Origin of the sequence: Coleofasciculus sp. E2-BRE-01, from assembly GCF_040221695.1 — a bacterium.
Classification (GTDB): domain Bacteria; phylum Cyanobacteriota; class Cyanobacteriia; order Cyanobacteriales; family Coleofasciculaceae; genus Coleofasciculus.
Window position 1 is genome coordinate 23,036 of sequence record NZ_JAVKEA010000060.1, and the last position, 16,199, is coordinate 39,234.

13 protein-coding genes are annotated in these 16,199 nt (G+C 46.6%); 6 read left to right on the plus strand and 7 right to left on the minus strand.

Annotation, left to right across the window (positions count from 1 at the left end; translation table 11 throughout):
- Positions 1-154: 154 nt before the first annotated feature.
- The 3 genes from RIG66_RS07535 to RIG66_RS07545 form a co-directional block, all read right to left on the minus strand.
- Entirely contained in the window at positions 155-3,289 is a 3,135-nt protein-coding gene (locus tag RIG66_RS07535; RefSeq protein WP_446376704.1) for an efflux RND transporter permease subunit, read from the minus strand.
- Positions 3,290-3,362: 73 nt separating this feature from the next.
- Complete coding sequence (locus RIG66_RS07540; protein ID WP_446376706.1) at positions 3,363-3,533, minus strand: hypothetical protein; 171 nt, start codon at positions 3,531-3,533, stop codon at positions 3,363-3,365.
- Entirely contained in the window at positions 3,520-5,115 is a 1,596-nt protein-coding gene (locus tag RIG66_RS07545) for an efflux RND transporter periplasmic adaptor subunit (RefSeq protein ID WP_446376708.1), read from the minus strand. Before RIG66_RS07545 ends, RIG66_RS07540 begins: the two co-directional genes overlap by 14 nt.
- 416 nt (positions 5,116-5,531) lie before the next feature.
- On the opposite strand from RIG66_RS07545, the gene RIG66_RS07550 reads away from it, so the two are divergent.
- From RIG66_RS07550 to RIG66_RS07560, 3 genes are all read left to right on the plus strand, one after another.
- Positions 5,532-5,759 carry a DUF7219 family protein gene (locus RIG66_RS07550; protein ID WP_446376710.1) on the plus strand — a complete coding sequence of 76 codons (228 nt, stop codon included), beginning with the start codon at positions 5,532-5,534 and terminating at the stop codon, positions 5,757-5,759.
- Positions 5,760-6,089: 330 nt separating this feature from the next.
- On the plus strand, positions 6,090-6,923 hold the full coding sequence (locus RIG66_RS07555; RefSeq protein WP_446376712.1) for a response regulator: 834 nt from the start codon (positions 6,090-6,092) through the stop codon (positions 6,921-6,923).
- 70 nt (positions 6,924-6,993) lie between these two features.
- Complete coding sequence (locus RIG66_RS07560; protein WP_446376714.1) at positions 6,994-7,911, plus strand: response regulator; 918 nt, start codon at positions 6,994-6,996, stop codon at positions 7,909-7,911.
- 231 nt (positions 7,912-8,142) lie between these two features.
- On the opposite strand, the gene RIG66_RS07565 is transcribed toward RIG66_RS07560, so the two are convergent.
- The 3 genes from RIG66_RS07565 to glnA form a co-directional block, all read right to left on the minus strand.
- The gene (locus tag RIG66_RS07565; RefSeq protein ID WP_446376716.1) at positions 8,143-8,646 is read right to left on the minus strand and encodes a YbjN domain-containing protein; all 504 of its coding nucleotides are present in this window, start codon (positions 8,644-8,646) and stop codon (positions 8,143-8,145) included.
- A 244-nt stretch (positions 8,647-8,890) separates the two neighbouring features.
- Positions 8,891-9,964 (minus strand): class I SAM-dependent methyltransferase, encoded by a 1,074-nt coding sequence (locus tag RIG66_RS07570; RefSeq protein WP_446376718.1) that lies wholly within the window; start codon positions 9,962-9,964, stop codon positions 8,891-8,893.
- Between the two features lie 166 nt (positions 9,965-10,130).
- Positions 10,131-11,552 (minus strand): type I glutamate--ammonia ligase, encoded by a 1,422-nt coding sequence (gene glnA / locus RIG66_RS07575; RefSeq protein ID WP_446376720.1) that lies wholly within the window; start codon positions 11,550-11,552, stop codon positions 10,131-10,133.
- A 693-nt stretch (positions 11,553-12,245) separates the two neighbouring features.
- On the opposite strand from glnA, the gene apcB reads away from it, so the two are divergent.
- Positions 12,246-12,755, plus strand: a complete 510-nt coding sequence (apcB, locus tag RIG66_RS07580; protein WP_446376722.1) for an allophycocyanin subunit beta — start codon at positions 12,246-12,248, stop codon at positions 12,753-12,755.
- Positions 12,756-12,900: 145 nt separating this feature from the next.
- Here apcB and RIG66_RS07585 read toward each other — a convergent pair whose 3' ends face one another.
- Positions 12,901-13,248: an EamA family transporter gene (locus tag RIG66_RS07585; protein WP_446376724.1), complete on the minus strand. Its 348-nt coding sequence runs from the start codon at positions 13,246-13,248 to the stop codon at positions 12,901-12,903.
- Between the two features lie 169 nt (positions 13,249-13,417).
- Between RIG66_RS07585 and RIG66_RS07590 the strand changes: the two genes are divergently transcribed.
- Together RIG66_RS07590 and RIG66_RS07595 are read left to right on the plus strand one after the other, a co-directional pair.
- Positions 13,418-14,977 carry an OmpA family protein gene (locus tag RIG66_RS07590; RefSeq protein ID WP_446376726.1) on the plus strand — a complete coding sequence of 520 codons (1,560 nt, stop codon included), beginning with the start codon at positions 13,418-13,420 and terminating at the stop codon, positions 14,975-14,977.
- A gap of 181 nt (positions 14,978-15,158) precedes the next feature.
- Positions 15,159-16,184, plus strand: coding sequence for an ABC transporter substrate-binding protein (locus RIG66_RS07595; protein WP_446376728.1), 1,026 nt, complete (start codon positions 15,159-15,161; stop codon positions 16,182-16,184).
- The last annotated feature ends 15 nt before the right edge of the window (positions 16,185-16,199 follow it).

A 16,199-nucleotide genomic window follows, 5' to 3' on the forward strand; every position in this document is an offset into this window, starting at 1 on the left:
ATGGTAGAGACGTTGCATGCAACGTCTCTACAACATCCGGGTTAGCCACCCCCTTTATAATCTAGTCCGCGCAGGCGGTCTACCCTTCGGGAAGGCTTCGCATACATTTGTGTAGCAGCGATTTCAATCGCCTCAAAAAGGGGTTCCCGATTCCCTATTTAGACGGCTTCGGTGTTAACAGTAAATACAAACAAGGCACCACCAACAACGCACTCAACGTCGCCGCAATTAAACCAAAGATAATCGCACTACATAAAGGCATCCACGTCGCCTGACTCAGCGCCAAGGGAATCAAGCCAATAATCGTAGTTAAACTCGTCGTCAAAATCGGTCGCAAACGATCAGATACCCCATGAGCCGCCGCTTTTCGCACATTCATCCCCTCTTGTTCATAGTGGTTCATCGTATCCACCATAACAATGGCATCATTGACCACAATACCCACCAAAGAAATCACCCCAATAAACGCCGGAAAGGAAAAGGGAATCCAAGCTAGAAAAAACCCGCCCATTGTACCAATTAAGGCAAAGGGAATTGCCAAGAGAATAATAAATGGCTGGCGAAATGAACCCAGTTGCAGCACCAGCACAGCAAACACCATAATAATTGCCAAAATCAATGCTTGACCTGCTGAACCAAAGGTTTCCGCCTGTTCCTCGGCTTCCCCGGTAAACTGATAACGGTAACCAGGAGACCAAGACTGCTGCATCTGTTCCAATTTCGGTTCTAAATCACTGAGAATTTCGCCAACGGTGCGACTGGCGACTTTTGCCAATACGGTAACCGTGCGTTCTCCCCCTCGATGGGTAATCGATAACGGGGTTTGTCCCTGCACTGTCTCAATCACCGAGTCTGCTGCAATCACAGGCTGATCCGGATTTGAGCCAAAGAAGCGCACGGATAAGAGTTCATCTCGGCGAGTCGGACCTCCAACCTCTCCCCCCCGTGAGGGCCAAGCGGTACTCAGGCGAATTTCTAAATCCTCTTCATTTCCACCCAGAACAAAATCGCCAACATCATTGGTGGTCATATAATAACGTGCCTGTGCCGCCAGTTGCTCTTCACTAATTCCATAAAAATCAAGCTGTTCGCGTTCGGGAATCAGTTTCAAATCCGGTTGCAAGTCGCCCAAATTATCGCGCACATCGGTTGTTCCCGGTATTTGCCGTAATGCTAACTGAATATCCCCAGAAATCCGCCGCAACTCACTCAGATTGTTCCCGGTAATTTCGACTTGAATCGGGTCTTCATTTTGGGCGGCTTGTTGGCTGTTGATCACTAAGGTTGCACCGGGATAAGAGGTCAGCGCCGCTTCCAGTTGGGGGCGCAGCTTATCCACGTATTCAAAGGAGTTCAACTGGCGCTGTTCTTCAGGAACAAATACAGCATCAAATCCTACCAAATAGCTGGCTTGGCTGGGCTGCAATTCACCAGAACTAACTAAAGTACTGCGTCGTCCGACATATTTAATTACACTTTCAAAATAATCTTGAGAACGTAAACGTTGACCCAAGTCATCCGCCACCGCTTGTGATGTTTCCAGCGTGGTTGTTGGCGGCATTTCCACATTGATACTCAAATCCCGTGTATCGGTTTCTGGAAAAAAGACTGTGGGAATTTGGGTAAAGGCAAAGACGGCACAGAGGAATAAAGCGATGGTTCCCGCTGTCCAAGCCCGGGCAGTGGTTTGATTACGAACGGTATGGTTTAAACTCCACTGAGTAAACCGTTCTGATGCGGTTTCACTGAGTTTGTCAATGCGGGAGGTTTTATTTTCTTTGCTGACTCCAGCTAACAGAAAACGAGATAAAGGAACATCTACCAAAATCGCGATCGCAAAACTCAGCAGCAGGCAGATTATCGCCGTAATTGGCAGCAAGCGAACAAATTTACCCATTGTCCCACTAATTGCCATCAGCGGCACCATTGCCAAAATTGTGGTTAACTGACCAGAAAACGCTGGAGGTGCATAAGTTTTTACCGTCTTCAGCGCCGCTTGATTAAAACCTAATTTAGAAATAAAAATCGCCTCGTGCATTCCCTCCATCATTAAGATGAAGACATCCACCAACAAACCCAACGACAATACCATGCCAATCAGTACCATCGTATTCAGCGTTTGACCCGTTAACCATAAAATCGCCAATGCCCCCAAAAAAGTTAAGGGAATGGACAGTCCAGCAATCAACGCTTCTCGCCAAGACAAGGCAATAAACAAAATCACAAATACCGCTGCCATTGCCTGCAACGCATTGGTAAATAAGTTTTCCAAATCCTCCCAAATTGTTTCAGATTCGTCAGAAATAATCCGGTATTTCATCCCAGGAAACCACAGTTCGGGATTCTGCTGGGCGGCTTCAATTTCCGCCAAAACCCGATTAATTACTTCAATTGAATCCTGTCCAGGGACTTTCTTAATCCCCATACTAATAACGGGTTCAAACTGTCTCCCCTGCCAACTAATAAAAGCCCGACTTTCTTCTTCCTCCAACTCTCGACGAACCGTGGCAATTTCCGCTAAGCGAACCACCCGCCCATCCAGACGAGCGATCGGCAATTCCCGTAAATCATCTAATTGACGAAACCGTCCATAAAAGCGCACCTGCGTGCCAATTTGCTCACTCTCCACCTCATCTAAAGGCACATCGCGGTCAGCAGTTTGGATGCGATTGGCAACCGTCGTGGGTGGAATTTGTAGCGCGACTAGGCGACTAGGGTCAAGCTGAACTTGTACGACTTCATCCCGCGCCCCTCCCAGATTGACTTCGCTAACACCAGAAACCTTTTCTAATCGTTCTTGCAACCGTTCCGCCGCCAAGTTTAAAACGGTGGCGTCCAGGTCACCAAATAGGGCAATGGTGAGAATGGGTACATCATCAAAGGAAACTTGTTCAACAACGGGTTGTTCTGCCTCTCTAGGTAAGTTGGGTTCGGCTTGAGAAACGGCATCCCGTAGTAGTTGAATCGACTGATCCACATCCGCTTCGGAGTTAAATTCTACCTGAATGATGGAGAAGCCACTGAATGAAGCACTTCTAAGTTCTTCCAGGTTTTCAACAGATTTAATCTCCGTCTCTAATTCATTGGTCACTTGCTGTTCAATGGTTTGCGGATCAGCCCCTGCCCAGGTTGTGGTGACTGTCGCTATGGCAATATTAATATCAGGGTTGGCTTCTTTAACGATCGCCGCGTAACCGAGAAACCCGCCAATTGTGAACAGCAGGCTTAACAAAATACCGAAAACGGGTTTGAGGAAAAAGAAACGAGATATCGGGGATGGTTTTGTCATTGGTCATTCGTCATTGGTCATTTGTCATTGGTCATTTGTCATTTGTCATTGGTTATTTGTCATTGGTCATTTGTCATTTGTCATTTGCTCCCTCATCTCCCTCATCTCCCCCAGCTCCCCCAGCTCCCCCAGCTTCCCCAGCTCCCCCAGCTCCCTCTGCTCCCTCATCTCCCTCATCTCCCTCATCTCCCCCAGCTCCCCCATCTCCCCCATCTCCCCCATCATCCCTATTAATTGCGTTCAATAATCTCAACAGGTGTGCCATCTACTAAACGATTTTGTCCTTCAGTGACTAACAGTTCTCCGGGGGAAACACCGCTCTCAATTTCTCGCCGCTGAATGCCTGTAATTCCGGGTACAATTTGACGCTGATCCACCACTCCTTCTTCGGGATTGACGACAAAGACATAGGGGTCTTGATCACGATAAACAAAGGCATCTAAGGGAGCGACAACTGTATTGTCCTCGTCTTCCACAGCAATCCAAGCTGAAACCTGTTCTCCATGTTGTAGGTTGGTTGTGGCGTCCGTAATCCGAATGGTGACTTGAATCGATCGCCCCCCTGGACTAACGGCGGGGTTGACGGCAAATACTTCTCCTTTCGCACGCGCCCTTTCAATAATGGTTTGATTGGGATGTTCACCGGAGCGATCCAGTTCTGAGACAATGTAGGCAGGTTGACCGGGACGAATCCGCTGTCCACTGGAGGCGGGGAAGTCGGCAATGACTTCAAATTGGCTGGGATCGATGACGACAATCGGTACTCGCTCTAAAATACCTTGATAATCTCCTGCCAGTTGGGTAGACACGAGTTGAGGAGTATAGTATTCGTTTTCGCGAATATTCAGATAGGCAACAACACCATCAAAAGGGGCGTAAAGTCGCGTCCCTTCTAGGTCAACCTTCGCCTGAGTCAGTTGGGCGCGAGCCGTGGTAATGCCTGTTTCAGCGGCTTCCACCTGTTCTCTGGCGGCTTGAACTTGGGCTTGGGCAGCTTGAACTTGATCTTGGGCGGCTTGAACTTGGGCTTGGGCGGCTTGAATTTGGGCTTGGGCGTCTTGTAGTGTATTCTGGCGGGTATCAAATTCACTGGCGGGAATCACGCCTTGGTTATAAAGGAGTCGATAGCGTTCGAGTTGACTTTGCGCCAGATCCCGATTGGATCGCGCCTTGACTAATTGGGCTTGGGCTTGCTGAACTTGAGAACGCGCCTGGGCGACTTGTGCCTGGGCTTGGGCGAGATTAGCGGCGGCGACGCTTTTCTGTTCTTGTGCCTCGGCGACAGCCGCTTGTGCTTGGCTCACCTGGGCTTGGAGTTCCCGATCATCAATTCGGGCAAGCAGTTCCCCTTTTTGTACGCGATCGCCTTCTCGTAATCGTCGCCCCCCTTCCCGGTTGGCGATGTAGGTGACATCACCCGCTATGTCAAAGGTTAGATGCTTAAAGCGAGTCGCCCGGACATTCCCTTCACTGGATACCCAAGCGCGAATCGATTCTAATTGGGCTGGGGTAACCCGCACGGGTAGGGGGGAGAGTTGAGTTGTGGTAGCGGCTTCTTCATCTTTAGGCGACAGGCGCATCACCGATACACCACCAATCGCCAGCACTAACCCCACCAGGGGAATCAGCCACCATGCTTTTTTTAACTTGGTTTTGAGCCGAGAAGACTGGGGGGATTTTTTCCCATTGAAATCGTCTTGGTCAGCTTCGGGGTGTTGGGGTGGTTTTTTGGCAGTTACTTGGCTATCCTGTCTCTGTTGCTGATTGCCATTATCAACATGAGTATTCGCTTGATCAGGAGTGGTGGTAGTGTTTTCTGAAGGCATGGAAACCTGACGGTGACGACAATTGGAGGTCTTACTTTTAAAGTTACTCAGGCGTTTGAATATCTCCTCTTCTCTAAGAAAGAGTTTTGGCAGACTAAGCTGTCATGCATTTAAATTGGGTATTAGTAGCGAGCAAGATGCTCGCACTGCAAGGATTTCGCCATTATTGAAATTAAGGTTTAAATGCCGAACAGCTTAGGCTTATGCCCCTAGCAGCAGTAACATAAGCTACAAAACCGCCTATTTTTTTAGGCAGATAAATCCTGGCTTGATCGCTACCGTCATCTTGACTATGAACTGACCCCAGAAATTTTCTCTCAAGAAATGTTCACAACGATTGGTCAATATCAAGATTTTTGATTAATAATAGAAGTTTTAATAGACAGAAAATTTCAAGAAGCTGGGAGAAGCCCAACATGAGCGATCGCCTGAATTTTTTATATCCTCGTTGTCGCTATCATGGTCAGATGAAACCGGATTATCTGGTCTTTAATGCCAATTTACAAGAATTTGCTCAGCGAGTGACCACCATCTGCAACCTACAAACCTCAGGAAAATTGCCTCCGGAACAGGCTTATGATCAAATTCAAGATCTTTGGCAGCAGTTACAAGAATCGGGTCAGCATCTTCTGGATATTGATTAGACGCTGAATCATCCCCAATAAATCATCAACAAAGCGGCTATTCCTGCGACACCAGCCTACGAGGGAAGCTTAATGCCGCTTTTTCAGGTAGCAAAAATTCTCAAAAAAAGCAGTGATTCAAATCAATAATTTAGAGTGATATGGCAACGCACACAGAGAATTATACTCTCAGTCAGTTGCCCTGAAAAGCTCATTCGCCTGCTCAAGACAAATGTAAACAAAAATTACGTCGATTTAGCATGAAAAATTCGGCAATCTGGCGTAGGTCTAAATAGCCTCCTTACCTACACAATAAAGAGAGGAATAATCCAGCCTAATAGACAGAACACAATGCAAATCACGCCTTTAACAAAAACCCATAAAACACGGATATTGCTAGCGGAAGACGATCGGGTGAATCAGAAATTTGCCCTCCTTTTGCTCAAGAAACTGGGCTATCAGACTGATGTCGTGAGTAACGGTGCAGAGGCATTACAGGCTTTGCAGAGTCAGTCTTATGATGTCGTATTTATGGATGTGGAAATGCCAGAAATGGATGGTTTAACCGCGACTCGTCAGATCTGTGAGCAGTGGTCTATTCACGAACGCCCCCGGATTATTGCACTTACGGCTTATGCTCGGCGGGGGGATCGAGAACAGTGCTTGGCGGCGGGGATGGATGATTATATTACGAAACCGATTGAGTTGCCAAAACTGGTTCAGGCGTTGCAGAAGGTATCGGATAGTCATCAGGGGTTACATGGAGATGAGGGCGCAGGTGTTTTTCCGGCGTCGCCAAGGTTGCTTGATACGGAGTCGGAGGTATTAGATCCTAAGATATGGCAATCCTTAGAGAAATTAGCGGGAGCAAAAGCCAAGGTTGTCTTGAATAAAATTGTGGGGGACTATTTAGAAGATGCACCCGAACGACTTCAAGCCATTCAATCCGCGATCGCAATCCAAGATGCAGAGGCTCTAAGACAGGCGGCTCATAGTCTCCGTTCGAGTAGTGCGAATCTGGGTGCTGTCACCCTTTCCCATCTCTGCAAGGAGTTGGAAAACTTGGCAAGTGCGGGTATGAGTGAAGTCCCTGCGGAGCAACTGGTTCAGGTAAAGGTAGAGTATGAGAAGGTGAAAACTGCTTTAATTAAACAGATGTCAAAATCCCCAATCCCCATTTCTTAATCAGTAGGGGCTTGGTAACCAAGCCCCTACAGCAAAACCATTCTTGCACCGACCCTTCTACCCTCATACCATGGATTTTCAGCCCGATCAACCTTTAATCCTCGTCGTTGATGATGATCGTTCGATGCGCTCATTACTCAATTTAGCGATGACAGAAGAAGGATATGGCGTTGTGGAAGCGAAGGATGGGGAGCAATGTCTGAGCGAATATATGCATCATCAGCCAGACATGGTATTGTTGGATGCAGTTATGCCGGGATTGGATGGCTTTACCTGCTGTCAGCGTTTGCGTTCTCTACCAGGAGGCGATCGCATCCCGATTTTAATGATTACGGTTTTGGATGATCAAGAGTCCGTGGATCGCGCTTTTGAAGTAGGTGCAACGGATTATGTCACCAAACCCATCTATTGGGCGGTTCTCTCCCAACGAGTAAGGCGTCTCTTGGCGGCGGCTCAAGCTTTGACACAGGCGGAAAAAGCCACCCAGCAATTACAGCGTTTACAACAGTGGGATGCTTTATTGGCAGAGATTCTCCAGCGCTTGTGTAAGTCTACTCCTGTGTTAACCCTGCTGGATTTCACGGTGGTGAAGCTGCGAGTTCAGTTAGACGTTGAACGAGTCATCCTTTATACCTTAGGCGATCAATCGATTGTGGAATCCGTCGCCCCCGGATATCCCTCGGTGCTAGAACTTTGCCTTGCCGATCCCGGTTTAGAGGAAGACTATAAGACAGTGTACCAACAAGGGCAAATTGTCGCGATTGAGGATATTGAGCAAACCGAACTCTCAGATGTTGCGATCGCGCAACTGACTCCCTTAAAAGCCAAAGCCGTTTTAATTGTACCCCTAATCAGTCACGGTCAAGGATTAGGGGGGCTGTGTGTCCATCAATGCATAACCCCGCGCCATTGGGATCAGCCGACAATAGAGCGATTGACTAATCTGAGCAACTTACTCGCGATCGCGCTGTTCATGAACTTAAATTGAATTTTTCTTTTCTGTCCTAACCCTAATGCGTAGTGCTATATAAGTAGGTGGACACAATACAAGCTAACGAAGGGGAAAGCCAACGGATGCTTCGCTTTTTGTTCGATGGGGGAGAATTCAAAGCCTCTCTCCTTGTAGGAGAGAGGTTTGGAGAGAGGTTTTCCAGATCCGGTGAAAAGTAAGAGAGTTCACCTTGTTCGGTGTAGAGGCGGATTCTGGTTGTAGTACAACTCAAGCCGCGCCAAACTCTTCTTGCAACGCTTCATCATTATCATCAGCAATAGTGGCAACAATCGTAATCGCCCGAGAAATTTCTCCCGGCGATAGTTCAGCCACCGTGCGCGATGATAACACCACCACTTGATCATCCACAATCCCAAAACGGGATTCAAAGGTATCTGACCAGTTCATTTCCAGAAGCCTACGCATCAATTCGGCTTCTTTTTCTGCCGGGAGGTTCAGCACCGAAGACCAAACAGTGAATGTATCCTCGTCTGTAGAACCCGTTAGCTGGACAAAGACTTCTACGCTACCATACTTAAACTTCCAGAGATAGCCTTCATCGTTATGGCTAACCATAGCGCTGTCATCTTGCTCCAGGCTGGAGATGACTGTTTCGATGGTTTCTACATAGTTGACGGTCGTCTTGTCTTGGATAAACTCCGTGGAAACAATCTCCTCGGTTGACAAGCTTTCTGTAGACACCGTTTCTGGATTCGATTTTTTAGTGGTCATAAACGTTTCTCTATAGCAATTGACAATTGTATATAACACAAGGCGTGGTATTTGCCTAATCCGGCAATTCATCTCACGCCATAATCCCAAGATTTGGTGTTCTGGATACAGGAATATCCCTCAAGCTTATTTTATCGAGATCGATCCATAAAATAGTGAACTTCACGGCAGAACACCCGAAAATCCAGATCCCCGACGTCTTCAAGAAGTTGGGGATCTTAATATATTAATTGCCGAGAAAGGTTTACACCGTAGCGTCTTCAGGCTTATGAGCAATCCAATACTTGCTCATAAAGTGGTTTTGAGTTGTAATTGCCTCAAAACCCGCCTGAGTGAGGCGTTTGACTAAATCATCGGTAATATAGTGTCTGTAGTACGGTTCGTGGAATATCGCTGGGAAGTTTTCCATCATGGGCATGAATTGGGGAAAATCAATCGCCTGAATCGAGTCACAGATGATAAACACGCCTCCCGGTTGAATCACGCGGAAACATTGATTAATGATGCGTTGACGTATAGATGGTGGTAGTTCGTGGAAGAGAAACACACAGGTGACACCGTGGAAATAATTATCTCGATATGGCAGTTCCTCCGCCTTCGCCTGCATCAGTTGGGGTAATTCCCCGGGAATCTCCGATAAGAGTTGATTGGCTTTACGCAAATAAGCTGGGGATAAATCTGTGCCAAATAGAGACGCTTTTGGCAAACTTGCCCGAATCATTCTCAGAGTCCGACCCGTTCCACAGGCGACATCGAGAACTCTAATTTGTTGAGGAGGCACTGTATCAAAGGCTTTGAGTCCTTCCTTTAACGGTGCAAGTACGCGCCGTCGCATCGGATCAGCCGCCCCATTGAACAGAAGTTCGACCTGCAAATCATACAGGTTGGCTGAGGTATCACTCAAGTAGCCATCGGTTTGGTAATGGAAGTTGCGCCGATAGTAGTTCGGATAATTTTGTATATCAATCTCTGGCGAGAACTCCTGATATTTATTCTGATTAACCCTCTCCCAGATGTTCAGTAAATCCAGGCAAATCTCTGGATAGTAGCGAAAGAAGTCTTCCCAATGGTTATCAAACAGCAGGCTTTCAGGATACACGCCCCGCTCCACGTCCTGCCAATCGGTTTCCAGAATCTGATCAAGCCTTTGCCGAAGTAGTTGCAGGGTTTCTGGAGAGAGGGGTTTGGCTCTAAGCTCATTGATTGGGGGATGAATCAGATTCCGTAGTTGTGATGCTGTGTTTTTGTGTACCAGCGCAAAAGCCGCTTTTCCTTGCTGGAATGTTTGATATGCCAGTTTTGTCAAAGTATCAGCCATAAGAGTCATCAAGCTTGTTGTTACCTGATTGTCATTTGTAAATTATTGTAACTAAAAATTTAGAAAACTTTAAAGAGTCAATCCTAGAGTTGAGGGGAGATGTAGGCAGAAAAAAAGCCACCCTGTCAGGATGGCTTTTTTTGTCATTTTGTGCTAAACGCTGAGACTAGACATCGTAGTAGAGGGAAAACTCATAGGGATGAGGACGCAACCGCATCGGGTTGATCTCATTGTCGAGTTTGTAGGCAATCCAGTTGTCGATAAAGTCTTCGGTGAATACCCCTGTACTGGTTAAGAAGGTATGATCCTTCTCCAAATGCTCTAAAGCAGCTTCCAGAGAACCAGGAGTTGACGGAATTTTGCTCAATTCCTCGGGTGAGAGGTCATAGATATCCACATCTAACGGTTCGCCCGGCTCAATTTCATTCTTAATCCCATCCAAACCTGCACACAACATTGCAGCAAAAGCAATATAGGGATTACAGGTTGCATCAGGACAACGGAATTCCATCCGCTTCGCCTTGGGATTGTCACCAGAGAGAGGAATCCGGATGGAGGCGGAACGGTTTCCTTGGGAGTAAGCCAAGTTTACAGGTGCTTCAAACCCTGGAACCAAGCGCTTGTAGGAGTTTGTTGTTGGGTTGGTGAGGGCTAATAAAGCAGGCGCGTGTCTGAGTAAACCACCAATGTAATGCAGCGCCATCTTGCTCAACCCAGCGTAGCCATCGCCAAAGAACAGGGGTTTCCCCTCTTTCCAGATGGACTGGTGAGTGTGCATCCCAGAACCATTATCGTTAAATATTGGCTTGGGCATAAAGGTGGCAGTTTTGCCATACTTCTTGGCAACGTTTTTAATCACATATTTGTACACCATCAAGAAGTCACCGGCTTCAACGATTGGTGCAAAACGGACACCGAGTTCATTCTGTCCCCCTGAGGCAACTTCGTGGTGATGCTTTTCAATTGGCACACCACATTGAGCCATGGTGAGCAGCATTTCGGTACGCATGTCTTGCATCGTATCCGTAGGCGAGACGGGGAAATATCCTTCTTTGTAACGCGGTTTATATCCCAGGTTACCGCCAGCTTCTTCCCGTCCTGAATTCCAACGCCCTTCAACGCTGTCTACGTAGTAGAACCCTTTGCTCTCCGTTTGATCAAAGCGAACATCGTCGAAGATAAAGAACTCGGCTTCTGGACCGAAGAAGGCAATATCCCCAAGTCCTGTAGACTTCAAAAAGTCTAATGCCTTCTGCGCTATAGTGCGGGGATCACGGTCGTACCATTCACCCGTGCGGGGTTCTTTAATCGAGCAGATCATGCTCAAGGTTTTTTCTTTCATGAATGGGTCGATCCAAGCCGTTTTCGGATCGGGCACCATTGCCATGTCGGATTCGTTAATGGCTTTCCAACCGCGAATACTTGACCCGTCGAAGGCTACCCCATCTTCAAAAGCACTTTCGTCAATTTGATCGTAGTAAAACGAGCAGTGCTGCCAGATTCCTGGCATATCAATGAATTTGAGGTCAATAATCTTAATGTCTTGATCTTGAATCATTTTCAAGACTTCTTGTGGCGTTTCTGGCATGAATGACTCCTTTTGTCAAGTGGACTATTGTTTAGAAAAGTTCAAATAACGGTGGGGCAGTTGAAGTTCTCACCGACCTCGACAGACGGTGGTGTCTGTCCTAAACCTGACGCTTAGGACGACGGGGGAACTTAGGAATCAAGTGTCGCACAAACCAACTAGACATGAGATGAGGAAACGATACGGTTGATAATAGCAGGAGATGGAAACACGGGTAGACCCGATCAGCTTGCCTCCTACGTGTGAGAAACGAGACAAGATACAGTTTGGTGCGAGCTTTCTCCCTAAGCCGGGGAGCCGTTATCGTACTATCTCAGGTTTACCTCAACAACCTGATTGGGCTTGAAACCTGTCTCCTGTTCATCTGACTCATCCTAGGGAGAGGCAGAGGCAGCTTTTGTATCCAAAGTTACAGAATCTCATTTCCTGATCCTTGATATCCTAAGAAAAAGATTAAATTGTATTAAATATTACAAAATGCTAAGGATTGCCCGCCCCCTATTTGTCAATCCGCTCAACAATGACGTATTCTAGTCTAGATAAGCCAAGTTGCTTTGGGAGCAATAGTTGGGCAGTCCAGCTTATGTGTTCAAGAATGGTGCAGGAATTCTCATTCCAGAGACTTTTGATGAGAGCGTCGCAATAACTGGCAATATAAATAGATAAAGATATATAGATTGGGAGAGCCGACTCATGCGGGATGCGATTACAAGCCTGATTAGAAATTACGACATTACTGGTCGTTACCTCGATCGCGATGCGATCGATTCACTCAAATCTTACTTTGACAGCGGTACAGCTCGAATCACGGCTGCTTCTGTGGTCAATGCTAATGCAGCCTCAATTGTCAAGCAGGCAGGATCGCAACTCTTTGAAGACGTCCCGGAACTAATTCGTCCGGGTGGTAATGCTTACACGACTCGTCGCTATGCTGCTTGTCTGCGGGATATGGACTATTATCTTCGCTATGCCAGTTATGCACTGGTTGCTGGGAGTATGGATGTCCTAGACGAACGAGTCTTGCAAGGGTTACGGGAAACCTATAATTCCTTGGGGGTTCCAATTGGTCCAACTGTTCGCGGTATTCAAATTATGAAAGATATCGTCAAAGAACAAGTCGCTGCTGCTGGAGTGACTAATACGGCATTTTTGGATCAACCCTTCGACTACATGACTCGTGAATTAAGCGAAAGCGATATTTAAGTTTTCGCACCCAAAAGGGTTACAGGAAAGCGATGGTGATGGGGGAACAGGTGATTAGGGACATAATGACGACAACTGACACCAAAACCCTCAAAATACTTCGATGTGATGCTCTTTGGGTGCGAACTTAGTTTTCTCAGATCATTTACTTTTGGGATAAGGTGTATATTCCCAGACCAATCAGTCCCAGGGCGATAACCTGTCTGATGCCAAAGGGTTCTCCCCAAATTAAATGAGCCAAAAAAGCCACCGCTACATAACTAATTGAAACGCTGGGAAACGCTACAGAAACAGGGATTTCCCGAAGGGCAAAGATGTAGAAAAGGGAAGCACAGAAATAAGACGATAATCCCACAATAATGTAGGGCTGAAGAAAGAAAAGCTTATTGCCAATACCCTGCATCGCGCCAGCTTTAAGGCTTAGTTGCCCACCGATACCAATCATAATCGAAATAATTAAAGCGAAATAGGCATTCATGAAAAAATTCTCCAATGAGCGTTGAGAGCGTGAGTGAGAGTAGATCTACGGCGTCTGGGTTGATTTATGGATGCGGTGACATCTGTAAAAACCATAGCTTTACAGAAACCCGCGCAAAAATGTTACATAAATTACAATAAATCAACCGCTAGCATAGTGAAATAGAATAGGTCGATTATAGGTTATGAGTAAACGCGATAATCCGCTGGTATTGATTTTAGCTTTAGCCGCTACCTTGGGTCTGATTGGAGGGGGTCTGTGGGTGTTGAGTAAGGCGGCACCTGATCTAGTTCCTAATCTGTCAAGTCAGACTCAAACCAAAGCTGCCAAAGGTGAACTGAGAATTCTGGGAGATACATTCAGCGGCTATAGCACGTTTCGCAGTCAGCCGTTTCAAGAAGCATTAGAAGAGGTTGGGCTGAAACTGCGCTATCAAGATGAGTTTGATCAAGCTAAACGGGCTGAATTATTGAATCAGGGAAAAGCCGATTTATTAGTCACGACATTAGATCAGTTCCTGCAACAACAACCCGAAGGACAAATTATTGGCTTGATTGACCGCACGGTAGGCGCTGATGCCGTTGTGCTGAATACGAAGAAATATCCAAACCTGAAGTCACTCTTAGATCTTAAGCAATTAGTTGAGCAAGAGCGATCGCAAGGACGACAGTTAACCCTCACCTTTGCGGGCGATACCCCCAGTGAGTACCTGGCGCTGGTGTTGAGTACCAAGTTTGAGGCGTTTAAGCTGGCTGATTTTCAAGTCGAAAAAGTCACTGATGCGTCTGAGGCGTGGCAACTTTTACAAGATCCCAATCAGAATGTGGCGGTGGCGGTGATTTGGGAACCCTATGTCACCCAAGCCAAAAAACAAGGGCATACTGTCGTTTTATCCAGTCAGGATGCACCCCAAGCGATTGTGGATGTGATTGTGGCATCCAATCCCTTGATTGAGTCTCAACCTGAGAAAATTTCAGAATTACTGGAAGCCTACTATCGCCGAATTGATGTAAATGTTCGCGAACCCTCCCAATTAAAAACGCAAATCGCAGAAGATGGGGAATTATCTTCTAGTGAAGCTAGTGCCGTTTTACAGGGAATTGACTTTTTTACTGCCTCTGAAGCCCAGCAATGGATGAGTGATAATATCCTAGAAAAACGAATTGGTTCCACCGCCGCCGTATTAGTTTTAGCGGGTCGATTAAATGATGTTCCGCAAGCCCCCCAGAGCTTATTTTCATCTCAGTTTCTCACCAAAGCCGCCAATAATACCGAAACCTTAATTAGCTTAGTGCGTGCCGATAACCCAGAACTAGCAGACCGACTTTCTGGGAAGGGGGAAACCGTTGCTGCTGTGCCGCAAGTCTCCGCCCAACAGATTACCGATGCACCGGATATTGGCAACTTAGAAGTGCGAGGCGAAGTTAAATTTGGTGTCGGTTCAGCAACATTAACCAGTCAAGGGCAACAAACCCTGAATCAGTTAGCCACTGAAATTCAGGAGTTTAATCCCCAAACTTTAGCCGTGCGGGTGATTGGTCATACCTCAAAAACAGGGGCAGCAGCGCTGAACCAAACCTTAAGTCAACAACGCGCCCAAGTTGTCGTGAACTATCTCAAAAATCGTGGTCTTAAGCATAACTTTGTCGCAGAAGGCAAAGGCTTTAATCAACCCCTGTCTGGAATTCCGCCGACAGATCCCCGTCAACAGCGTACAGAAATCCGCTTAGTTCGGGTTAATTAAGGAAGTTTTGAGTGTGTAGGGGTGGGTTTCACGACCATTGGTGTCAACTTAAGGTAAAGAGCTTTTAGAGTGGGGGGTGTAGGGGCGGGTTTCACTACTATCTTTTGAAATGGTGCGTTACGCTAACGCTAACGCACCCTACACCCGCCCCGATCAAGTATTCAATGTGGAGTTTAAAACTATGAAAATTCGGACTATTGTTACCTGGTTTACCTTATTTTTTGTCAGTTTAACGATTGCGGTTAGCTGTACTCCTGCTACTGATGTCTCTACCTCTGAATCCCCTTCAACACCAGCCGTTCAGATGGGATTCAGTGCGTGGCCCGGTTGGTTTCCCTGGCAAATCGCTGAGGAAGAACAACTCTTTGCCGCCAATGATGTGAAAGTAGATTTGAAGTGGTTTGATGGCTATCTGGATTCAATTAATGCCCTAGCCGCAGGTCAGTTAGATGCCAATACCCAAACATTAAATGACACGATTAGCTCTGTTGCGGCTGGCTCAGATCAAGTCATTGTTTTGGTGAATGATAATTCAACCGGAAATGATAAAATTATTGTTCGTGAGGGGATTGATGAGGTCAAGGATTTAGCCGGAAAAACGATTGCAATAGAAGAGGGGACAGTTGATCATTTCCTTTTACTATTGGGTTTAGAAGAAGCTGGATTGTCTCCAGAGGATGTGGAAATCAAACCCTTAGAAACAGGGGCAGCCGCCGCCGCCTTTGTTGCCGGACAGGTGGATGCTGTGGGTGTATTTGCGCCGTTTACAACCAAGGCATTAGAACGTTCTGGGAGTAAAGAGTTGTTTAGTTCAAAAGACTTTCCCGGTGCAATTCCTGATCATCTCGTTGTGAGTCGGCAAATGGTTGAGGAACGCCCGGAAGCGGTACAAGCTTTAGTCAATACGTGGTTTAATACGCTGGATTTTATGGATAAAAATTCGGAAAAATCTTTGCAGATTTTAGCCAAACGAGCGGGAGTTACGGTGGAGGAATATAAGGAATACGATGCTGGCACTACTATTTTTAGTATTGAGGATAATTTAGCGGCATTTGAACCGGGAAATGACATGACCTCTCTGCCGTATGCGGCTACAGAAATTAGTGAATTCCTGCTAGAAACGGGTTTGATTGAACAAGCCCCTGATTTGGATCAACTTTTAGATAATCGCTTTGTCAAAGCCTATGCTGAGAACCAGAAAACCTAAATCTATTCGGGGCTG

Bases quoted from the DNA above. Each gene is read 5' to 3' on its own strand.
- RIG66_RS07535 (WP_446376704.1), bottom strand. From the start codon at position 3,289: ATGACAAAACCATCCCCGATATCTCGTTTCTTTTTCCTCAAACCCGTT.
- RIG66_RS07545 (WP_446376708.1), bottom strand. From the start codon at position 5,115: ATGCCTTCAGAAAACACTACCACCACTCCTGATCAAGCGAATACTCAT.
- RIG66_RS07550 (WP_446376710.1), top strand. From the start codon at position 5,532: ATGAGCGATCGCCTGAATTTTTTATATCCTCGTTGTCGCTATCATGGT.
- RIG66_RS07555 (WP_446376712.1), top strand. From the start codon at position 6,090: ATGCAAATCACGCCTTTAACAAAAACCCATAAAACACGGATATTGCTA.
- RIG66_RS07560 (WP_446376714.1), top strand. From the start codon at position 6,994: ATGGATTTTCAGCCCGATCAACCTTTAATCCTCGTCGTTGATGATGAT.
- RIG66_RS07565 (WP_446376716.1), bottom strand. From the start codon at position 8,646: ATGACCACTAAAAAATCGAATCCAGAAACGGTGTCTACAGAAAGCTTG.
- RIG66_RS07570 (WP_446376718.1), bottom strand. From the start codon at position 9,964: ATGGCTGATACTTTGACAAAACTGGCATATCAAACATTCCAGCAAGGA.
- glnA (WP_446376720.1), bottom strand. From the start codon at position 11,552: ATGCCAGAAACGCCACAAGAAGTCTTGAAAATGATTCAAGATCAAGAC.
- apcB (WP_446376722.1), top strand. From the start codon at position 12,246: ATGCGGGATGCGATTACAAGCCTGATTAGAAATTACGACATTACTGGT.
- RIG66_RS07590 (WP_446376726.1), top strand. From the start codon at position 13,418: ATGAGTAAACGCGATAATCCGCTGGTATTGATTTTAGCTTTAGCCGCT.
- RIG66_RS07595 (WP_446376728.1), top strand. From the start codon at position 15,159: ATGAAAATTCGGACTATTGTTACCTGGTTTACCTTATTTTTTGTCAGT.